Here is a 16,840-nt window from a genome sequence, read left to right as displayed (position 1 = left end):
TTCTTCGTCGGCCTGTTTGAAAAACTGCGCACCGCGCAGTTTTTCAACCCTGGGTCCAGCGCCTCGCTGGTCCGGGGTCGAGGGGGCGGACAGCCCCCCGCGGGGTCCGGGGCAGCGCCCCGGCGCGGCGCTTCCCAGGTGTGCCGCAACGGACGTCGGGCGAGGCGAGGCGCTTGTGATCAGGCGGGCGGCTCGGGGACCGGGTACGGCGCGGGCGGCTCGGGGACGGGGTACGCGGCCGGTGGCTCGGGCGTCGCGTAGGCCTCGGGCGCGGCGGGCACCGGATAGGTCTCTGGGGGAATGGGCGGCACGTACGGCGTGGCGGCGGGCGCCGGGGGCGCTGCTGCGAGGGGCGGGCGTGGCGCGAGCGGGGACTCCGGGATCACCGGCGGCGGGGGGATGGGCGGCGCCTCGGGGACGCGCGGGCCCTCGCCGGCGAGCGGAGCGAACGGCGGCACCTCGACGTCGGGGATGGCCGGCATGGGCGGCACCTCGACCCTGGGGATCGCGGGGAGGGGGACTGGGTTTGCCTTCGTCTCCTGCGGTTTTGCGTCGCTCATGACGCTTTCGACTTTGTCACGAGGCGTGCTCGGGGGCGAGCGGGGGCTTGGGGCTTGGGGCCTTTTTCTCGCGCTCCGCGCCTCGCGCGTGGGCGAGCGGTCGCGCGGCCCGCACGAGCGCGTCGCGGAGCCAGCGCGCGCCGGGATCCTCGTGCGTCCTTTCGTGCCACATCATCGTCATCGTGACCGGTGTGAGGTCGAGCTCGGGGGGCGGCTCGAATGTGGTGAGTGGCAGGAGCGCGGTGAACGTCGCGGCCACGTGGGCGAGCATCGTCGTCACGTGGTTCGAGGTCGCCACGATGTGGGGCACGACCAGAAAATGCGGGACGGTGAGGGCCACGCGGCGGACGAGCCCCTGTTTCGCGAGCGCGCCGTCCACGATCCCGCCCGGTGTCCCGCGCGGGGAGACGAGCACGTGCGAGAGCTCCGCGTACGTCGCGAGATCGAGCTTTCCGCGCGCCCGCGGGTGATCGGCGCGCGCCACGCCGACGAAGGTGTCCTGGAAGAGCGGCACGCGGCGCACGTCGAGGGGTAGCGATTCGTGCTCGAAGCGCCCGACCGCCACATCCATTTCGCCCTCGCAGAGCGAATCGGCGGCCGGAGGGACGCCGATGGGCAGGATGTGCAGCGTGAGGTTCGGCGCCTCGCGGGAGAGGATTTCTTCGAGCGCGGGCAAAAGGACGAACTGCACGTAGTCCGTGGCGCCGAGCTTGAGGGTGCGCCGGCTCGTCTTCGGGTCGAACGAGGGGAGCGGCGCGAGCAGGGTTTCGAGCTCCTCGACGACGGCCCGGGCGCGGGGCACGAGGGCCTCGGCGCGGGGCGTGAGCGCCATGGTGCGGCCCACGCGCACGAGCAGCGGATCCCCGAGCGTCTCGCGGAGCCGGGCGAGCGTGTGGCTCATCGCCGGCTGGCTGAGCCCGATCCGCTTGGCGGCCTCCGTGACGCTGCGCTCCTGGAGAAGAGCGTCCAGGGCGACGACGAGGTTCACGTCGATGCCTGCAAGGTTCATCGCCCGAACCAGGGCTACACGATCCCCGTGGAGGCGCCAATCCTGTACGACTTATGTAAATGCATCCATAATCGATCCGGCTCCCGCAGGCCGCTTGTCGCGCCTACCATGCGCGCGCGGTCATGCAGGCCACGCCGGCGCGGCTCAGGTCCCCGGCGTCGGGTCTGGCGCGTAAAACTTGGTCGTGTTCTCGACGGCCTTCTGCGCATCGGCGGCCGACGCCCCGGCGGCCTGGCTCGCGGCGCCCCAGGCGACGCTGCTGCCGGTGATGAACACCCGCGCCTCCGGCGTCAGCCCCCAGGCGTCCTTGTCTTCGATGAACAGGGAACGGAGCTCGTACACCAGGCCGAGGAGCGTGAGATCCCAGCCGACGCCGACGGCGCCGGGCCCGTATTCGGGCCACATGCCGGGCGGGGGGATGGCGGCGTGCGCGAGCTCGAGGACCGTCTCGTCGTTCTCGCCGACCGACAGCCGCACCTCGACCTTGCTGTTCCCGTCGTCCTGCGGGGCGATCGTCCACGTCACCTCGAGCAGGCGGGGGGGCTCGCAGCGCAGGATCTTGCCACCGGCATTTCCTTTGAGCTGGTAATGACCGCCGACGCGCAGGTCACCCGTGAGGGGGAGAAACCAGCGCTGGACGCGGGCCGGGGTCGTGATCGCATCCCAGACGTCCTCGATCGCCGCATCATAGCTCCGTCGTAACTTCACCGTGTGGCCTTCGCCCCCGGGCATGGTCCTGGGGCCGGTCGAGCGATGGACGGCGTTGAGCTCCTTCACGAGATCGATCATGGTTTGTCTTTCTCCCTCGGTGTCGTTTCGTCGTTCGTGGACGCACGCGCTTCGGCCTTCAAGCGGCGCTCGCGTTTGCCGCGCGCGAGCTCCGTGGCCAGCGCGTCCAGGCGCTGCTCCCAGAATCGGCGGAAGCGATCGAGCCACAGGTCGACCTCCTGCAAAGGGCGGACGTCGACCGCATACAGCCGGCGGGTTCCCTCCGCCCGGACCGTGGCAAATCCGTTGTCCCGCAGCACCTTCAGGTGCAGCGATACCGCCGGCTGCGAAATCCCGAACTCTCTCTGGATGACCTCGGAGATCGCCCCAGAAGTCTGCTCACCGTCGGCGAGCAGCTCGAGGATCCGGCGGCGGACCGGATCCCCGAGGACGTCGAACGCTTCCACGGCGGATGAGTACCATCACCCGCTTATATTAGTCAAGGCTGATGTTCGTGTCAGGGGGCGCAGAGCGCGGTCATCTCGATCCGCTGCCCGCGCGAGAGCCCTTCCGCATCCGCGTACGCCGCGTCGAGCGCCGCGAGCACCGTCGAGAGGGTTGTTTGATCGAGCACGCTCGACGGATCCATCGACCCGAGGTCCTGCCCGACGAAGTTCTTCGGGCACGCGTCGACGACCGGGAGCGATCGCCCGGCCTTTCGCTCGGTAAAACGAATGGGCAAGCCGTGCGTCCGGCAGATCGTGGGGCGCGCCTCGTACACGGCGCAGCGGCCGTCCTCGCCGAGGGCCGGACAAACTGTCCCGCTGGGATCGGCCGCCCGCGCCGCCACCCTTTGCCGCTCCTCGGCGGGCAGGTGATCGAGCGCCTCCAGCACCGCCGCCGCCTCGATCGTCGTGACCGAGAAGCGCCGCCGGCAGCAGTCGTCGCACCCCGCGCGGCACGTGAGGGCCTCGCCGTGCCGGCCCTGCGCGCGCGCGAAAAACGAGTCGACCTTGAGGAAGAGCTCGTGCAAGCGCTCGCGGGGAGAGGGCGTTCGGACCTCGGACATCCCGGCTCTCTAGCATCCGCCCGCGCCAAACACGAGCCGCGGCGCGCGCACGAGGCCCCCGTTTGCCTCACCCGAGCCCGCTCGGGTAGGCTCGCCGCATGTCCATGACGCCGCCGCCGGGCCCGAACGAGCCGATCGACATCACGGTGATCCTCCACGAACGCTCGCGCGCGGAGCTCCTGGACTTCGTGATCGAGGGCTCCGATCCCGCGAGCCCGCGCTTCGGCCATCACCTCTCGCGCGCCGAGCTCGCGGGCCTCGTCGCGCTTCACGACGTGCAGATCGACGCCGTGCACACGTGGCTCCGGCACGCCGGCCTCGAACCCCTGCCGTCCGGGCCCGTCGGCCGACAGCTCATCGTCGTGCGCGCGCCCGAGGAGCCGATCCGCCGCGCCTTCGGCCGCCACCTCGCCGATTGGCTCCGCGAGCCCACGGGCCACCGCGCCCCGCGCGTCGACACGGCCGTGCCCCGGGATCTCGCCGGCTTCATCCAGGCCGTCCACGGCCTGCGCAACGCCCCCGAGGCCCGCAGCTCCATGGTCTCCCGCGCCCGGCAAGAGGAAGTCCCGGTCGAGCTCCGCGAGGGATTTCCTTTTTCGGTCCGCAGTGAACCGGGCAAACCCCCGCCAAACCTCGCCGGCGTCACGCCCGCCGACATCCGCCGCATTTATTCGTTCCCGGACCACCTCACGGGCGAGGGCGAGACCATTGCGCTGCTCATGCTCGGCGGCTCCATCGACATCGGGGACCTGCACCTCTTCTGGCGCGCGCACGGCGTCACGCCGCCCGCGGTGGAGATGATCGATCTCGGGCCCACGCGCGGCGGCCGGCTCGTCGATCCGCTGCACCGGCTGGAGGCCACGATGACCGTCGCCTGGGCCGGCGCGATGGCGCCCGGGGCGCGGCTCGTCGTGTATTTCGTCGACCCCGAGGTCATCGCCGATCCCTGGTCGATGTTCCTGCTCGCCGTCATCGGCGACGAGGCCCGCGACGTCACGGTGGCCTCGACGAGCTGGATCACCCCCGAGCGGAAGTATTATCGCATTTTCGGATCGAGTGTCGTCACGGGTCTGCTCGATCAAGCCGCGGCGCTCGGGATCACCGTGGTCAGCGCGGCGGGTGATTGGGGCGCGCTCGACGGCATTCCGCGCCGCATGGTCGACGGATATGCCGTGAGCGACGCGCCCTGGCCGCACGGCGTGTTTCCTGCGGTCGAGGAGCGCGTGCTCGGCGTCGGCGGGACCATGATCACGTGCCTCGATCCGCTCACCGAGCTCGCCTGGAGCGGCCCGCCGCCGGTCGCCGTGGCCAAGATGGTCCAGTTCACGCAGCTCGCTTCGAGCGGCGGCTTCAGCCAGGACGTGCCCACGCCGGCGTGGCAACGCGACAGCTTGCGCAAATGGTATGCGCGCGGCGCGAATTCGCCCGCGGTCGTCCCGTATGGCCGCGGGTTTCCCGACGTCGCCTTGATGGCCTCGGGCCCCTCGGTGCAGCGGGGCGAGGTGCTCTCCGCGCTCGGGTACCAGGCGGTGATCGGCCGCAACTGGATCGATTACGCGGGCGGCACGAGCATGGCCGCGCCGATCTGGGCGGCGATCATCGCGCTCGCGAACGAGGGGCGGCGCCGGGCGGGCAAGGGCCGGGTCGGCTTCGTCACCCCGGCGCTCTATTCGCTGCGCAAGGCCGAGCCCCCGGCGTTCCGCGACATCACGATCGGACAAACCGACGTCTGCGTGCGCGTCGCGAACAGCGTGGGCAAGGCCGTCGTCCAGCGCGTCGACGGCTATAGCGCGTGCACGGACTGGGATCCGGTGACGGGCCTCGGCGTGCCGCACGTGACGAACCTCGTCGAGCACCTCGTCGCGCTCGGCACGCCCCTCGAAGGGGCGGGGAAGGGCGGCTGACCGCCGGGGCTACCGTCCTGCCCGGCGCGTGTCATGATCGTGGCATGAGCAAGTCCCGGAAAGAGGTCCTCGAGGAGTCCAAGAAGAACGCGGTCAAGGCGGGCGTCGTGACGGCCGGCACGGTGGCTCTGGCCGTGGCGGGCATGCCCGTCCTCGCGACCGTCGCCGCGGTCCCGGCGGCCGTGCTCGGCTGGAAGTGGTGGAAACATCGGGCGCAGAACGGGATCCGCTTCTGAGCCCCGAAGCTCCTCTCAGCGCCCCTTGGGCAGCCGCGCCGTGCTCATGTCGATAGGCGCCGCGTTGTTCGCGCCGCCCGGCGCGTACCGATGCAGCTCGGTGATGCCGATCGATGACTCCCCGGCATAAGCCCACAGCGCCGCGCCGTCGGACACGACCGTGAAACGGGCGCTGCCGACGGCGAGCTGCCAGGGCGCCCATGCCTCGCCGCGGAGGGCGAAATTCTCCCGGCCGCGCGCGACGATCGTGCCGTCGGGCGCGCGGAGGACGTCCCACGTATCCTTGGGAAGGTTTGCCGCGATGCGCCGGAACGCGCCCTTTTCGAAGAGGGACACGCCGGCCGCGCCCTTCCAGAGGATCCCGAGCTGCGCGTGCATGAGCTCGTCGGAAGGCTCGATGGCGATCATCTGGGATTTGTCCTGGGCGAGGACCTGAATCTTGGGTTTTCCGTCGCACGACGTCCCGATGAAGAAGCGCGCGTCGTCGAGCCTCGGCCAGCCATAGAGATCCCGCATCGGCGCGAGCTTCGTGGCCGGCGGGGGCGCGGCTTCGCACGAGGGGGGCATGTTCGGGCCGGTCGGGTCTTCCCACTCGTTGTCGTACCCGGCCAGTTGTTTCCCCGGGCCGAGCGGCTCGTAATAATGCGCCTCGCCCCGCGCGTCGGGGTTCCGCACCACGAGGTAAAGCTTTCCGTTTTTCTCGGTCACCCGCTCGGCGACGAGGTGGCCTTCGACCCGGTGCTTCTTGATGGGCTGGAACTTCGTCCCGCGCAATTCGAGGACGTGAATCCAGTACGGGGCCGGGGCGTCCTCCTCGTTGCGCGGCTTCGGGCCATCATCCTGAAGCAAAACGAACACCTTCCCGCCGGCAAAGGAGACCGTCGTCGGCTCCGCGAACTCGCCCGCGAGGACGAACGGCCGCTCGGGCGCGGCGAGCGTGGGCGCAGGCGGCGCGGGTGGCGGCGTGGGCGCGCCCGTCGGGAGCGCCGTCGTCGCGGCGGGGACGATGGCCGGCTCGGGATCCTCGTACAGCTTGCGCCGGGCGATACGCGGAGGTTTGGCGTCGAGCTCCATCCAGTACACGTACGAGCCCGCCACCGCCACCCAGTCCGGCTTTTCGCGGCCCGTGGCAATCTCGTACGGCGCGCAGGCGCCATTCCGGGGGACACGAAGGACCGCGCCGCGCAGGGGAGACGCCCAATACACGAATTGCGCGTCGGTGACGAGCGGCCCTGCGGGGAGCGTCGCTCCGCTCGGATGCGCCGGGACCGCGGGGCCGAGGAGCTGCGCGTCCTTGCCGTCCTTCGTGAGCCGCGCGATCTTCATGCCGCCGAGGTTCGGGTGCCCGTGCAAGGCAAAGATGTCGTTTCCGGCGAGCGTGAAGCGGCGCCCGTCGTACCCGCCGAACGCATCGCCGATCTTGCCGTCCGACACCGCCTGGCCGTCGCCGCCGCCCAGGGGCACGCGGTGGAGCATGTCGTAGCCGCCCTGAAAATAAACGAATTCGCCGTCCGTCGTGACGCGGTTGCCTCCGCTGAACGGGCGCAGGAGGGTTTTTCCGGGCCCTCCTTTTCGTGGCGCCGCGTAAAGCCCGCTCGAAATGCCCGACTGCGTCGGGACCGACTCTTCCCGCGTGAACACGACCCGGTCGGGCGTCAGGGCAAACCCCGAGATGCACCCTTCCGGCGTCACCGACGTGACCGGCCCGCCGTTTTGCCCGACGAACCCGAGGAGCCCCGCGCAGCCCTGATCGTAGCGTTCCTCCGCCCGGAACCAGACCTCTCCCTGGGAAAGGGCGAGCCCCCGGACCACCGCCTGTTTCGTCACGTCCGCGACGAGCGTCTTGCGATCGCCCCCGTTCATCGCGGCGCGCACCACGGCGTTGCCGTCGGACCAGACGAGATAGGCGCCGTCGGTCGTGAACACCGTGGCGCCCTCGGCCGTCGTGAGCTCCTCGATCGGCGCCGTCGGCAGCGCGCACGGATCCGCGACCGGCTTCGGGGGCTTCGGGGGCTTCGGCGCCTCGGTTGGCGCCGCCGGGGCCGTCGCCACGGCGCTCCGCGCGGGCGGCGCGCTCGTCACCGCCGGTTCAGCGCCACCACACGAGGCGATCGACGCGGAGGCGAGGAGGAGAGCCGTGGGCCGCAGCGTGCGCATTGCCTTTCGCTACGTGGGCGGCCGTGCACCGTCAAGCCGATTCGGAGAGCAGCCGCGCGACGAAGGCCCGCACCGCGTCGATCACCGCCTGCGGCTGATCCTTGTGGGGGGAATGGCGGCACGCGTCGAGCGCGACGCGCGCGACGTCGTTTGCCTGCGCGGCGATGCGGTGGATCTGGTCCATCGTGCCGTATTCGTCGTCCACGCCCTGGATCGCGAGGATCGGACAGCGAATGCGCGGCAGGTATTCCTCGATGTTCCAGGCGCGGAAATCCGGGTGCAGCCAGATGTCGTTCCAGCCCCAGAACGCGGCGTCCACGTCGTCGTGGTATTTGCCGAGCCGCGCCGGCAGATCGGTGGTCGTATACGCGTCCTTGGCCTTTTCGATGCTGCGGATCGAGATGTCCTCCACCCGCACATGCGGCGCCATCAGGACGAGGCCCGCGAGCGGCGTCTCGGTGCCCCCGGCGCAGATCAGCGCGATCGATCCACCGTCCGAATGGCCGATCAGGATCGGACGCTCGATTCCGAGCGTATCGAGCAGCGCGGGGAGCACGCGCAGCCCCTCGTCGTGCATGTACGTCGGCCGGCGCGGCAGCTTTGCCGGATCGGACCCGCCATACCCGGCGCGGTCGTACACCACGGCCTCGCATCCGGTGGCATCGGCCACCTTTTGCGGAAAATCTCGCCACATCGTGATCGAGCCAATCCCTTCGTGCAGGAACACGAGGGAAGGCGCCCCCGCGCGCGGCGCGGCCGCGGGCAGACGGACGTATTCGAGGCGGGCGCCGTGGAGGGGTGGGGTTTTTGACGCAGACATCCGAGGGCATGAGGATATCCGACGTCCCCCAGTTGTCGAGGTCGGCTCGGGGAGCGTCGCGAGGTCGTTGTAGCTCAAATCAATTTTCTGATCTTCGGGCTTGAGTTTCTGGACGATCCGAGGGAGAAGGATCGTCCCCACGAGCTTTCATGCCGCGCCCTCCGATGGCATACGACCCGACAGGGCGCCGAGACCCGAGGCCACACGAAGGCCGCGCTCTCCCGCTCGGTGTCGTCGCCGGCCTGCTCGCGCTCGTCTCGCTGGTGTTCAGCTCGATCGGGCTCGTGCAGGTGCGCGGGAGCGGCGCGGGCACGTTCTCCACGACGCGGACCGTGGGCGCGGTCGTCGAGCTCCTGCAGCAGGCCGCGGCCCCCGCGCCCGTGCAGGCGCGCGTGCGTCCCGTGCCCGAGGGCCCGGGCGATCAAGCGGATCGCCCCTCCCGGCAACCGCCCCCACCGTCCTGGGCGCGGCCCCGCGGCCTGACGGATACGCCGCTGGATCCCGGCGCGATCGGCTGGCCCGTCGCAATGGTCCGCGCCGCGGCCGCGCGCGCGCTCGCGGGTTCGCCGGTCGAGCGGCGCCGATTCCAAGAGCTCCCCGAACGGGCGCTCCGATCCTCGGATTACCTGGCCGTCAACCCGGCCCGCGGTCCTCCCCAGCCCGAAGGGCGGAGCTGAACGGCGAATTCGCGCGTTTGGCGCGACGTAACGCTCCGCCTTCTCCGTTCGTCGCCACGGAACCAAGGTCCTTCGCGCCCTCCCAAACGGGGAGCGGGCGCTGTTTTGGCTTTGGTCCTTCGATGACGCACGCCCTCGGGACGCATGGTTCCGGGTGTGCGCTGGCTCGTATGCCCATGGGCTTGGGTTCGAGGAAAAGATGTCAACGTTGTATGCGGTCGTTTTGCGCTCGGAGCTCCTGCTCCTCCTGCTCGCGTCGGTCCCCGTGTTCCTTGGTGTGGGGATCCGGCTCGTCGCCGGCAATGTTTGCCGCGCGCTCATCGAAAATCGTGGGGCCGAGCCCCCGGCGGGGGCTTGAGCCATGGAGTTCATCAAGCCCGGACGTCAGTTCGATTTCATGAGCAAGCGCCGATACTTCATCGGCGGCAGCGTCCTCTTGCTCGTCCTCTCCATCGTCACCTATTTCGTACCGGGCCTCCGGCTGGGCACGGATTTCCGAGGCGGCACCGAGATCGAGGTCGCGCTCAAGCAGAGCATCCCCACGACCGAGATCCGGCACGCCGTGGAGCGCGCGGGATTCGAGTCTCCGGAGGTGATCGAAGTCACGAGCCCCGGCACGCCGAACCGGGTGATGATTCGTGTCCTCGAAGTCAATACGCTCACCGAGGGGCAAAAGCAGGCCGTGCGGCAGCGGCTTTGCCTCGTGGAGGAAGGCGAGGCCACGGCGGATCCGCGTTGCGCGAGCGTGCTCGTCCCCACGGAGATTCGCTTCAGCCCTGGCGGCGACAAGATTTCGCTCCGTTACGAGAGCAATCCCGACCTCGCCGCGATCGAAAAGCAGATCGAGGGCATCGAGGGCATCACGCTGCAATCACGCGAGCGAGGCGTGGTCCTGGCGAACGAGCGGGATCACAAGGTCGACATCCACCTCCGATCGAAGGGCGATCTGCTCCTCGACGGGCTCCGCCACGAGCTCGGCGCCGACAAGGTCCCCGAGCAGGCCTTGCGCGTCGAGTGGATCGGCCCGAAGGCGGGCGCGCAGCTCCGGGACGCGGCGATCAAGAGCGTCCTCATCGCGCTCATCTTCATCATGGGCTACATCGCCCTCCGCTTCGATCTGCGCTTCGCGCCGGGCGGGATCGTCGCCCTGGTCCACGACGTCGGCATCGCGCTCGGGGCCATGGCGATCACCCAGCGCGAGATCACGATCTCCACGGTCGCCGCGATGCTCACGATCGTCGGCTACTCCATCAACGACACGGTCATCGTCTACGACCGCATCCGCGAGAACCTGCCCCGGCACCGCGGGCTCTCGTTCGCGGCGATCATCAACCTCTCCATTTCGGAGATGCTTGGCCGCACGATCATCACCTCCGGCGTGACGGCCCTCTCGATGCTCGCGTTCCTCTGGTGGGGCACGGGCATGATCAAAGACTTTGCCTTTGCGCTGCTCGTCGGCATCGCCGTCGGCACGTATTCGTCCATCTACATCGCCGCTCCGCTCACGGAGTGGATCGACAAGCGGTTCTTCGGCGGGAGCGCGGTCCAGCGTCGGGCGCCCAAGCGCACGAAGCAGGAGAAGCGCGCGCACGCGGTCGTATGAAACAGAGGCGGTCCCATGGGTGAAATCCCTCTCCTCGATGAAATTGCCGTCATTGCCGCGCTCGGGGTGCTCGTCACGGTCATCCTCTCGCGCCTGCGCCTGCCGACCGTGGCGGGGCTGCTCTTCTCGGGCGCACTCGTGGGGCCGTTCGGCTTCAAGCTCGTCCATTCGATTCACTCGATCGAGATCCTCGCCGAGGTCGGCGTCGTCCTCTTGCTCTTCACCATTGGCCTCGAGTTCTCGCTCGCGCGCCTGAAGAGCATCTTCCGGCAGGTCGCGCTCGGCGGGATCCTCCAGGTCGGTTTGACCACGGCCGTCGTGGCCGGCGTCGCCATGGCGCTCGGACAACCGGCGGGGCGGAGCGTGTTTTATGGGTTCGTCTTCGCGCTCTCCAGCACCGCGATCGTCCTCCGGGCGCTCGCGGAGCGGCGCGAGCTCGACGCGCCGCACGGCCGCTTCATCGTCGGCACCTTGATCTTCCAGGACCTCTGCGTCGTGCCGATGGTCCTCATCGTGCCGATGCTAGGGACGGCCGCGCAGGGCGGCGACATGGCCCGCGCGATTGGCCTCGCGCTCGGCAAAGCCGCGGCCCTCGTGATTGCGACCGTCCTCGTCGCGCGCCTCGTCGTCCCGCGCGCGCTCCGTTGGGTCGCGGCGGCGCGGAGCCGCGAGGTCTTCCTCCTCGCCGTCCTCGCGCTCTGCGTGGGCACGGCATGGCTCACGGCGAAGGCGGGGCTCTCCCTCGCGCTCGGCGCCTTCCTCGGCGGCATGGTCGTCGCCGACACCGAATACGGGCACCGGGCCATGGGGGACATGTTGCCGCTCCGAGACGCCTTCGTGAGCGTCTTTTTCGTCTCGCTCGGCATGCTCTTCGACGCGCGGGTGGTGCTGGAGCAGCCGCTCCTCGTGCTGCTCTTGCTCGCGGGCTTCCTCGGGGCGAAGGGCTTCCTCGCGACGCTCGCGGCCTTCGCCATGCGGTTCCCGGCGCGCGTCGCGTGGCTCGCGGGCGTCGGGCTCGCGCAGTTCGGCGAGTTCGGGTTCGTGCTCGCGCGGCTCGGCGAGAGCACGGGCGTCGTGGATGCGAGCGCGACGCGCCCGCTGCTCGCGGCCGGCATCACGAGCATGTTCCTCACGCCCGTCGTCGTGCGCGTGGCGCCGCATTTGACGGCGGGCGAGCGCCTGCTCTTGCCGCTCGAACGGCTCATCGGGGTGCGCAGCATCGACGAGGCCGACGGGGGCGACGAGCACGCGCTCTCTGGGCATGTGGTGATCGTGGGGTACGGCGTCGCGGGCAGGCTCGTCGCGCGCGCGCTTGCGGCGTGCGGCGCGAGGTACGTCGTGCTGGAGCTCAACTCCGAGACGGTGCGCGTCGCGCGCGCGGCGGGCGAGCCGGTCTATTACGGCGACGCGACGAGCGAGGAGGCGCTCGGGCACGCACACCTCGAAAAGGCCCGCGCGCTCCTGCTCCTCATGAACGACCCGCAAGCCGCCCAGCGCGTGGTGGACACGGCCAAGCGCGTCGCCAAGGACGTGCCGATCCTGATGCGGGCGCGTTACATGCTCGAAAAGGAGCCGCTCCTCTCGATGGGCGCGACCGACGTGGTCGCCGAGGAGGTCGAGGGCGGCGTGGAGATCCTCGCGCGGCTGCTCCGCTGGCTCGAGATCCCTCGCAACGTCATCGAGGAGCGGATCGACGAGGTCCGCGCCTCGACGCAGACGACCGAGCGGGCCCAGACCCTTCCGCGGCGTGTCCTCGGCGAGCACGGGGATCTCGCCGAGCTGAAAATCGAGAGCGCGCTCCTCACCGAGACGAGCGCGGCCGTCGGCCGATCTGCGGCTGCGCTCGGGGTCCGTGGGCAAACGGGGGCCCTCATCGTGGCCATGCGGCGCGGGGGAAAGCTCCTCGAACAGACGGACCCGAACGATCCGTTCATGGCCGGCGACATCGTGTACCTCGCCGGGGCGGTTGGCTCGGTGAAAAAGGCGCTCGATATGCTGACGCGCCCGTCCTCTCCCTCGGCGCAGCCGGCCGCCGAAGGCGAGCTCTCGCCCTGAGGGCTCGTGGCGAGCCCTCGGTGTGCTGGGGCGTGCCGAGGCTCCCCCCATTCCGCTACTCTCCGTGTGGTTTTCCTGGTAGGGTCTAGGCCCCCGCGAGCCTTCGTGCGGGCGTCCCGGACGGGCCTCGCGGGACGGGGGGGCCTTGCCCAGATCCATCGAACACCTGTCTTCCCTCGGCGCCACGCTCGCGCCCATCGCCGATGGGGTGCTGGTGGTCGACGCCGCGTGTCGCGTCGCGTTCGCCGAGGATCCCCTGCGAGCGCTCGTGCGGCGCCCGCTCCAGGCCGGGGAGGACATCCGGCTCGTGATCGCGGAGGCGACCGTGCGCCGGAAGGACGGTCGAATCCTCGCCTGGGGGGAGACACCCCTGGTGCGGGCGCTCGAGGGTGCGTCGGTCGTGGACGAGATCCTCTCGTTCGACGTGCCCGGCGCGGCCGATCGGCTGATCGCCGTGACCGCGAGCCCGATCCGGGACGACGCAGGCGCGATCGTAGGCGCGTATGCCCTCCTCCGCGACGTCACGGCCCGCGTGCGCGCCGAGGACACGCTGCGCGAGAGCGAAGTGCGATTCCGTCACCTCGTGGACGCGCTGCCGGACATCGTCTTTTATCAGGACCTCGACCTCCGTTATACCGAAGTCTACAACCTCTGCCCGCCCCTTCGTCGGCAGGACTTGATCGACCGGACCGACTTCGAAGTTTTTCCGCGGGCGTCGGCCGAGGAGCTCACGGCCATCAAGAAGGAGGTCCTCGCGACGGGGAAAGGTGTGCAGCGCGAGTCCTGGCTCCCGATCGGCGACGAGCGCCGCTGCTTCGACGCCTTTTATGCGCCGCAGCGCGACGCCGAGGGGCGAATCGTCGGGATCGCGGCGTTCGCCCGCGATGTCACGGAGCGCAAGAAGATGGAGGACGCGCTCTGGAGGAAAACGAAGGAGCTCGAGGCGGTCTTTTCGGCGCTGCCCGATCTGTATTTCCGGTTCGACGCCGCGGGCACCTACCTCGATTGCAGGGCAGGTCGCCTGGCCGATCTCTATGTGCCTCGCGACGAGATCCTCGGCCAACGGGTCGGTGAGGTCTTGCCGCCCGAGGTCGCCCGCCGGTGCGAGGCCGCGATCCACGAGGTGCTCACGACCCGCGTCCCCTTCACGCTGGAATACGAGCTCACGTGGGACGAGCGAACGCTCTTTTTCGAGGCGCGCATGTTGCCCCTCCTCGACGATCAAGTCGTCGCGGTCGTCCGCAACGTCACGGCCGAACGGCAGGCCGCGGTGGAGCGCGAACGGCTGCTCACGCGGATCGAGACCGAGCGCGGGCTGCTCGAAGCGGTGCTGCGGCAGATGCCCTCGGGCGTGAACATCGTCGACGCGAAGGGCAGGTTTCTCCTCACGAATGAACAGAGCGCGCGCATCGCCGGCGCCCCGCAGCAGGCCTCGACCCTCGCCGAATGCGAGGGCGCCGCTTTTTTCCATGAGGGCAACCAGTGCTCCGTCGAGGAGTTTCCGCTCACGCGCGCGCTCCGGGGCGAGACCATCCGGGACGAGGAGTACACGTACGTGCGGAGCCCCGACGAGCGCGTCGAGGTCAGCATGAGCGTGGCGCCGGTCGTGGATCGCGAAGGGCGTATCGTCGCGGCCGTGGGGGTGTTCTCGGACATCACCGAGCGAAAACGAATGGAGCACGCGCTCGCGACCGCGCGCGCGGAGGCCGAGCGCAAGGCCGCCGAGCTACGCGCGCTCCTCCGGAGCATGGCCGAGGCCGTGCTCGTCATGGATGGCCATGGCCACGTGATATTGCAAAACCAGGCGAGCCGCGCGCTCAGCGGCGTCCTGGTCTCCCACGTCCGCGAGGCGCTGACGCACATGCGGCTGCTTTCGCCCGGCGGAGCGCTCTTGCCCTGGGAAGAATACCCCTCCCAGCGGCTCTTGCGGGGCGAGACCATCACGGACGTCGAATACGTGATCGAGCTTCAGGATGGCTCCCGCCGCCACAACCTCGTGAGCACGAGCGCGGTGCAGGACGGGGAGGGGCCGATCTCCCTCGGCGTCGTCGTCGCGCGCGACATCACCGAGCTGCGGCGGCTGGAGAAGGCGCGGGAGGACGTGCTGCACGCCATTTCGCACGACCTGCGCCAGCCCATCACGGTGATGATGTCGGCCGCGCAGATGCTCCGGCGCATGCTCTCGCGCGCCCGGATGGACCACGAGGTGTCCGTCGTCGACCGCGTCGTCGGCAGCGCCAGGCGCATGGCCTCGATGATCGACGACCTCGTCGACTCGGCGCGGCTCGACTCGGGCCAGCTCCTGCTCCACACCGAGACCTTCGATTTCCTGCCCCTGATCCAGGACATCGTCTCGCGCGCGTGGACGACGCAGGATCAGGCGCGCCTGCGGCTCGAGCGCCCGCCCGAGGAGCTGCCCCCCGTGATCCTCGACGCGGCGCGCTTCGAGCGGATCCTCGTCAACCTCGTCAGCAATGCGCTCAAATACTCCCCGCCCGAGGAGATCGTGACGATCGGCATCGAGGCGAAGGACGTGGAGATCGTGATCGCCGTGCGGGATCGCGGCTGCGGCGTGCCGGCCGAGGAGCTGCCCCACCTCTTCGAGCGGTATTACCGGGCGAGGACGGGCACGAAGGTCGAGGGGCTCGGGCTCGGGCTCTTCATTGCCCGCCAGCTCGTCGAGGCCCACGGCGGGCGTATCTGGGTCGAGAGCGAAATCGGCAGGGGCAGCACGTTCGCATTCACGCTGCCCCTCGCGCAGGAAGGTCGCGAAGGAGGGCCGTCCGCGCCGATCCTCCGCGATCAGGACGCGTAGCCCGTCTCGCCGTGCTCGGTCGCGTCGAGGCCCTCGCGCTCCTCGTCCTCGGCGACACGCAGGCCGATCACCTTGTCGATGGCCTTGAGCAGGAGCCACGTGACGATCGCCGCATACAGGCCCACGACCACGATGCCGGCGAACTGCGGCCCGAGCTGCGCGACGTTGCCCGCGAGCGCGCCGTCCCGGCCGGCATCATTCAAGGCCTTCTGCGCGAAGACGCCCGTCAGGAGCGCGCCGATCGCGCCGCCCACGCCGTGCACGCCGAAGGCGTCGAGGGCGTCGTCATACCCGAGCCGCTCTTTTCCTACGACCGCGAAATAACAAGCCGCGCCCGCGACGAACCCGATGACCGCGGCTGCGGCCGGCGAGACGAACCCGGCGGCGGGCGTGATGCCGACGAGCCCCGCGACGAGGCCCGAGGCGACGCCGAGCGCCGTGGGTTTGCCGCGTTGCCACCATTCCACCACGATCCACCCGAGCGCGCCCGCGGCCGCGCCGACGTGCGTCGTGACGATCGACAGCGCGGCGAGCGCGCCGGAGCCGAGGGCGCTGCCCGCGTTGAAGCCGAACCAGCCGAACCAGAGGATCCCCGCGCCCGTGAGCGTCATCGTGAGGTTGTGCGGCTGGTGGCGCTCGTGCGGGTATCCGACGCGTTTGCCGAGGACCACGGCGCAGACGAGCGCCGAGGCGCCGGCCGAGAGATGCACGACGGTGCCGCCCGCGAAATCGAGGGCGCCCATTTTGAAGAGCCAGCCGCTCTCGCTCCAGACCCAGTGCGCGACCGGATCGTACACGAGCGTCGACCAGAGCAGGACGAACACGGCATACGCCGGAAACCGCATGCGCTCCGCGAAGGCGCCGGCGACGAGGGCCGGGGTGATGACGGCGAACATCATCTGAAACGCGCAAAACGCGAGGTGCGGCACGGTCCCGCGCGCCTCGGTCGCGAGCGGGGCGAGCCCGGCATAGCCGAGTCCGCCCACGAGCCCGCCGATCGAGGGCCCGAACGCGAGCGAGTAACCGAAGAGCACCCACTGGAGCGTCACGATCGGGAGCGCGGCGAAGGCGTGCATCAGCGTCGACAGCACGTTCTTGCGCCGCACCATCCCGCCGTAGAAGAGGGCGAGGCCCGGCGTCATGAAGAGCACGAGGGCCGTGGAGACGAGGAGCCAGGCGGTGTCGCCCGTATCGACCTTCATGCTCGATCGATACACCCCCGCATGT

Annotated in this window: 15 protein-coding genes; 7 read left to right on the top strand and 8 right to left on the bottom strand. The window is 69.9% G+C overall.

Going from position 1 to position 16,840, the window contains the following annotated elements:
* Positions 1–179: 179 nt before the first annotated feature.
* The 5 genes from E8A74_RS22760 to E8A74_RS22740 all read right to left on the bottom strand — a co-directional run bounded on the left by E8A74_RS22760 (position 180) and on the right by E8A74_RS22740 (position 3,346).
* Positions 180–560 (bottom strand): hypothetical protein, encoded by a 381-nt coding sequence (locus E8A74_RS22760; protein ID WP_136931153.1) that lies wholly within the window; start codon positions 558–560, stop codon positions 180–182.
* Positions 561–576: 16 nt separating this feature from the next.
* The gene (locus tag E8A74_RS22755; RefSeq protein ID WP_136931152.1) at positions 577–1,569 is read right to left on the bottom strand and encodes a LysR family transcriptional regulator; all 993 of its coding nucleotides are present in this window, start codon (positions 1,567–1,569) and stop codon (positions 577–579) included.
* 144 nt (positions 1,570–1,713) lie between these two features.
* Complete coding sequence (locus E8A74_RS22750) at positions 1,714–2,358, bottom strand: SRPBCC family protein (protein ID WP_136931151.1); 645 nt, start codon at positions 2,356–2,358, stop codon at positions 1,714–1,716.
* Complete coding sequence (locus tag E8A74_RS22745) at positions 2,355–2,744, bottom strand: ArsR/SmtB family transcription factor (protein ID WP_136931150.1); 390 nt, start codon at positions 2,742–2,744, stop codon at positions 2,355–2,357. Before E8A74_RS22745 ends, E8A74_RS22750 begins: the two co-directional genes overlap by 4 nt.
* A 50-nt stretch (positions 2,745–2,794) precedes the next feature.
* On the bottom strand, positions 2,795–3,346 hold the full coding sequence (locus E8A74_RS22740) for a YkgJ family cysteine cluster protein (protein ID WP_136931149.1): 552 nt from the start codon (positions 3,344–3,346) through the stop codon (positions 2,795–2,797).
* Positions 3,347–3,444: 98 nt separating this feature from the next.
* Between E8A74_RS22740 and E8A74_RS22735 the strand changes: the two genes are divergently transcribed.
* Both E8A74_RS22735 and E8A74_RS22730 read left to right on the top strand, forming a co-directional pair.
* Positions 3,445–5,250, top strand: coding sequence for a S53 family peptidase (locus tag E8A74_RS22735; RefSeq protein WP_136931148.1), 1,806 nt, complete (start codon positions 3,445–3,447; stop codon positions 5,248–5,250).
* Between the two features lie 44 nt (positions 5,251–5,294).
* On the top strand, positions 5,295–5,486 hold the full coding sequence (locus E8A74_RS22730) for a hypothetical protein (RefSeq protein WP_136931147.1): 192 nt from the start codon (positions 5,295–5,297) through the stop codon (positions 5,484–5,486).
* 15 nt (positions 5,487–5,501) lie between these two features.
* Here E8A74_RS22730 and E8A74_RS22725 read toward each other — a convergent pair whose 3' ends face one another.
* The gene (locus E8A74_RS22725; protein ID WP_136931146.1) at positions 5,502–7,643 is read right to left on the bottom strand and encodes a TolB-like translocation protein; all 2,142 of its coding nucleotides are present in this window, start codon (positions 7,641–7,643) and stop codon (positions 5,502–5,504) included.
* 31 nt (positions 7,644–7,674) lie between these two features.
* Positions 7,675–8,463, bottom strand: a complete 789-nt coding sequence (locus E8A74_RS22720) for an alpha/beta fold hydrolase (RefSeq protein ID WP_136931145.1) — start codon at positions 8,461–8,463, stop codon at positions 7,675–7,677.
* Positions 8,464–8,612: 149 nt separating this feature from the next.
* Here E8A74_RS22720 and E8A74_RS22715 point away from each other — a divergent pair, with 149 nt between their 5' ends.
* From E8A74_RS22715 to E8A74_RS22700, 5 genes are all read left to right on the top strand, one after another.
* Positions 8,613–9,140 carry a hypothetical protein gene (locus E8A74_RS22715; protein ID WP_136931144.1) on the top strand — a complete coding sequence of 176 codons (528 nt, stop codon included), beginning with the start codon at positions 8,613–8,615 and terminating at the stop codon, positions 9,138–9,140.
* Between the two features lie 199 nt (positions 9,141–9,339).
* Complete coding sequence (locus E8A74_RS52555) at positions 9,340–9,498, top strand: hypothetical protein (protein WP_170229298.1); 159 nt, start codon at positions 9,340–9,342, stop codon at positions 9,496–9,498.
* A gap of 39 nt (positions 9,499–9,537) precedes the next feature.
* The gene (gene secF / locus E8A74_RS22710; RefSeq protein ID WP_232379699.1) at positions 9,538–10,743 is read left to right on the top strand and encodes a protein translocase subunit SecF; all 1,206 of its coding nucleotides are present in this window, start codon (positions 9,538–9,540) and stop codon (positions 10,741–10,743) included.
* Positions 10,744–10,758: 15 nt separating this feature from the next.
* A complete protein-coding gene (locus tag E8A74_RS22705) occupies positions 10,759–12,798 on the top strand; it encodes a monovalent cation:proton antiporter family protein (RefSeq protein ID WP_136931142.1) in 2,040 nt (679 codons plus the stop codon).
* 145 nt (positions 12,799–12,943) lie between these two features.
* The gene (locus E8A74_RS22700) at positions 12,944–15,613 is read left to right on the top strand and encodes a sensor histidine kinase (protein ID WP_136931141.1); all 2,670 of its coding nucleotides are present in this window, start codon (positions 12,944–12,946) and stop codon (positions 15,611–15,613) included.
* On the opposite strand, the gene E8A74_RS22695 is transcribed toward E8A74_RS22700, so the two are convergent.
* Positions 15,601–16,815, bottom strand: coding sequence for an ammonium transporter (locus E8A74_RS22695; RefSeq protein WP_136931140.1), 1,215 nt, complete (start codon positions 16,813–16,815; stop codon positions 15,601–15,603). The genes E8A74_RS22700 and E8A74_RS22695 overlap by 13 nt on opposite strands.
* Positions 16,816–16,840: the final 25 nt, after the last annotated feature.

The sequence above is a fragment of the Polyangium fumosum genome (genome assembly GCF_005144585.1).
GTDB lineage: Bacteria > Myxococcota_A > Polyangia > Polyangiales > Polyangiaceae > Polyangium > Polyangium fumosum.
This window is presented reverse-complemented; position numbering and strand designations above follow the sequence as displayed.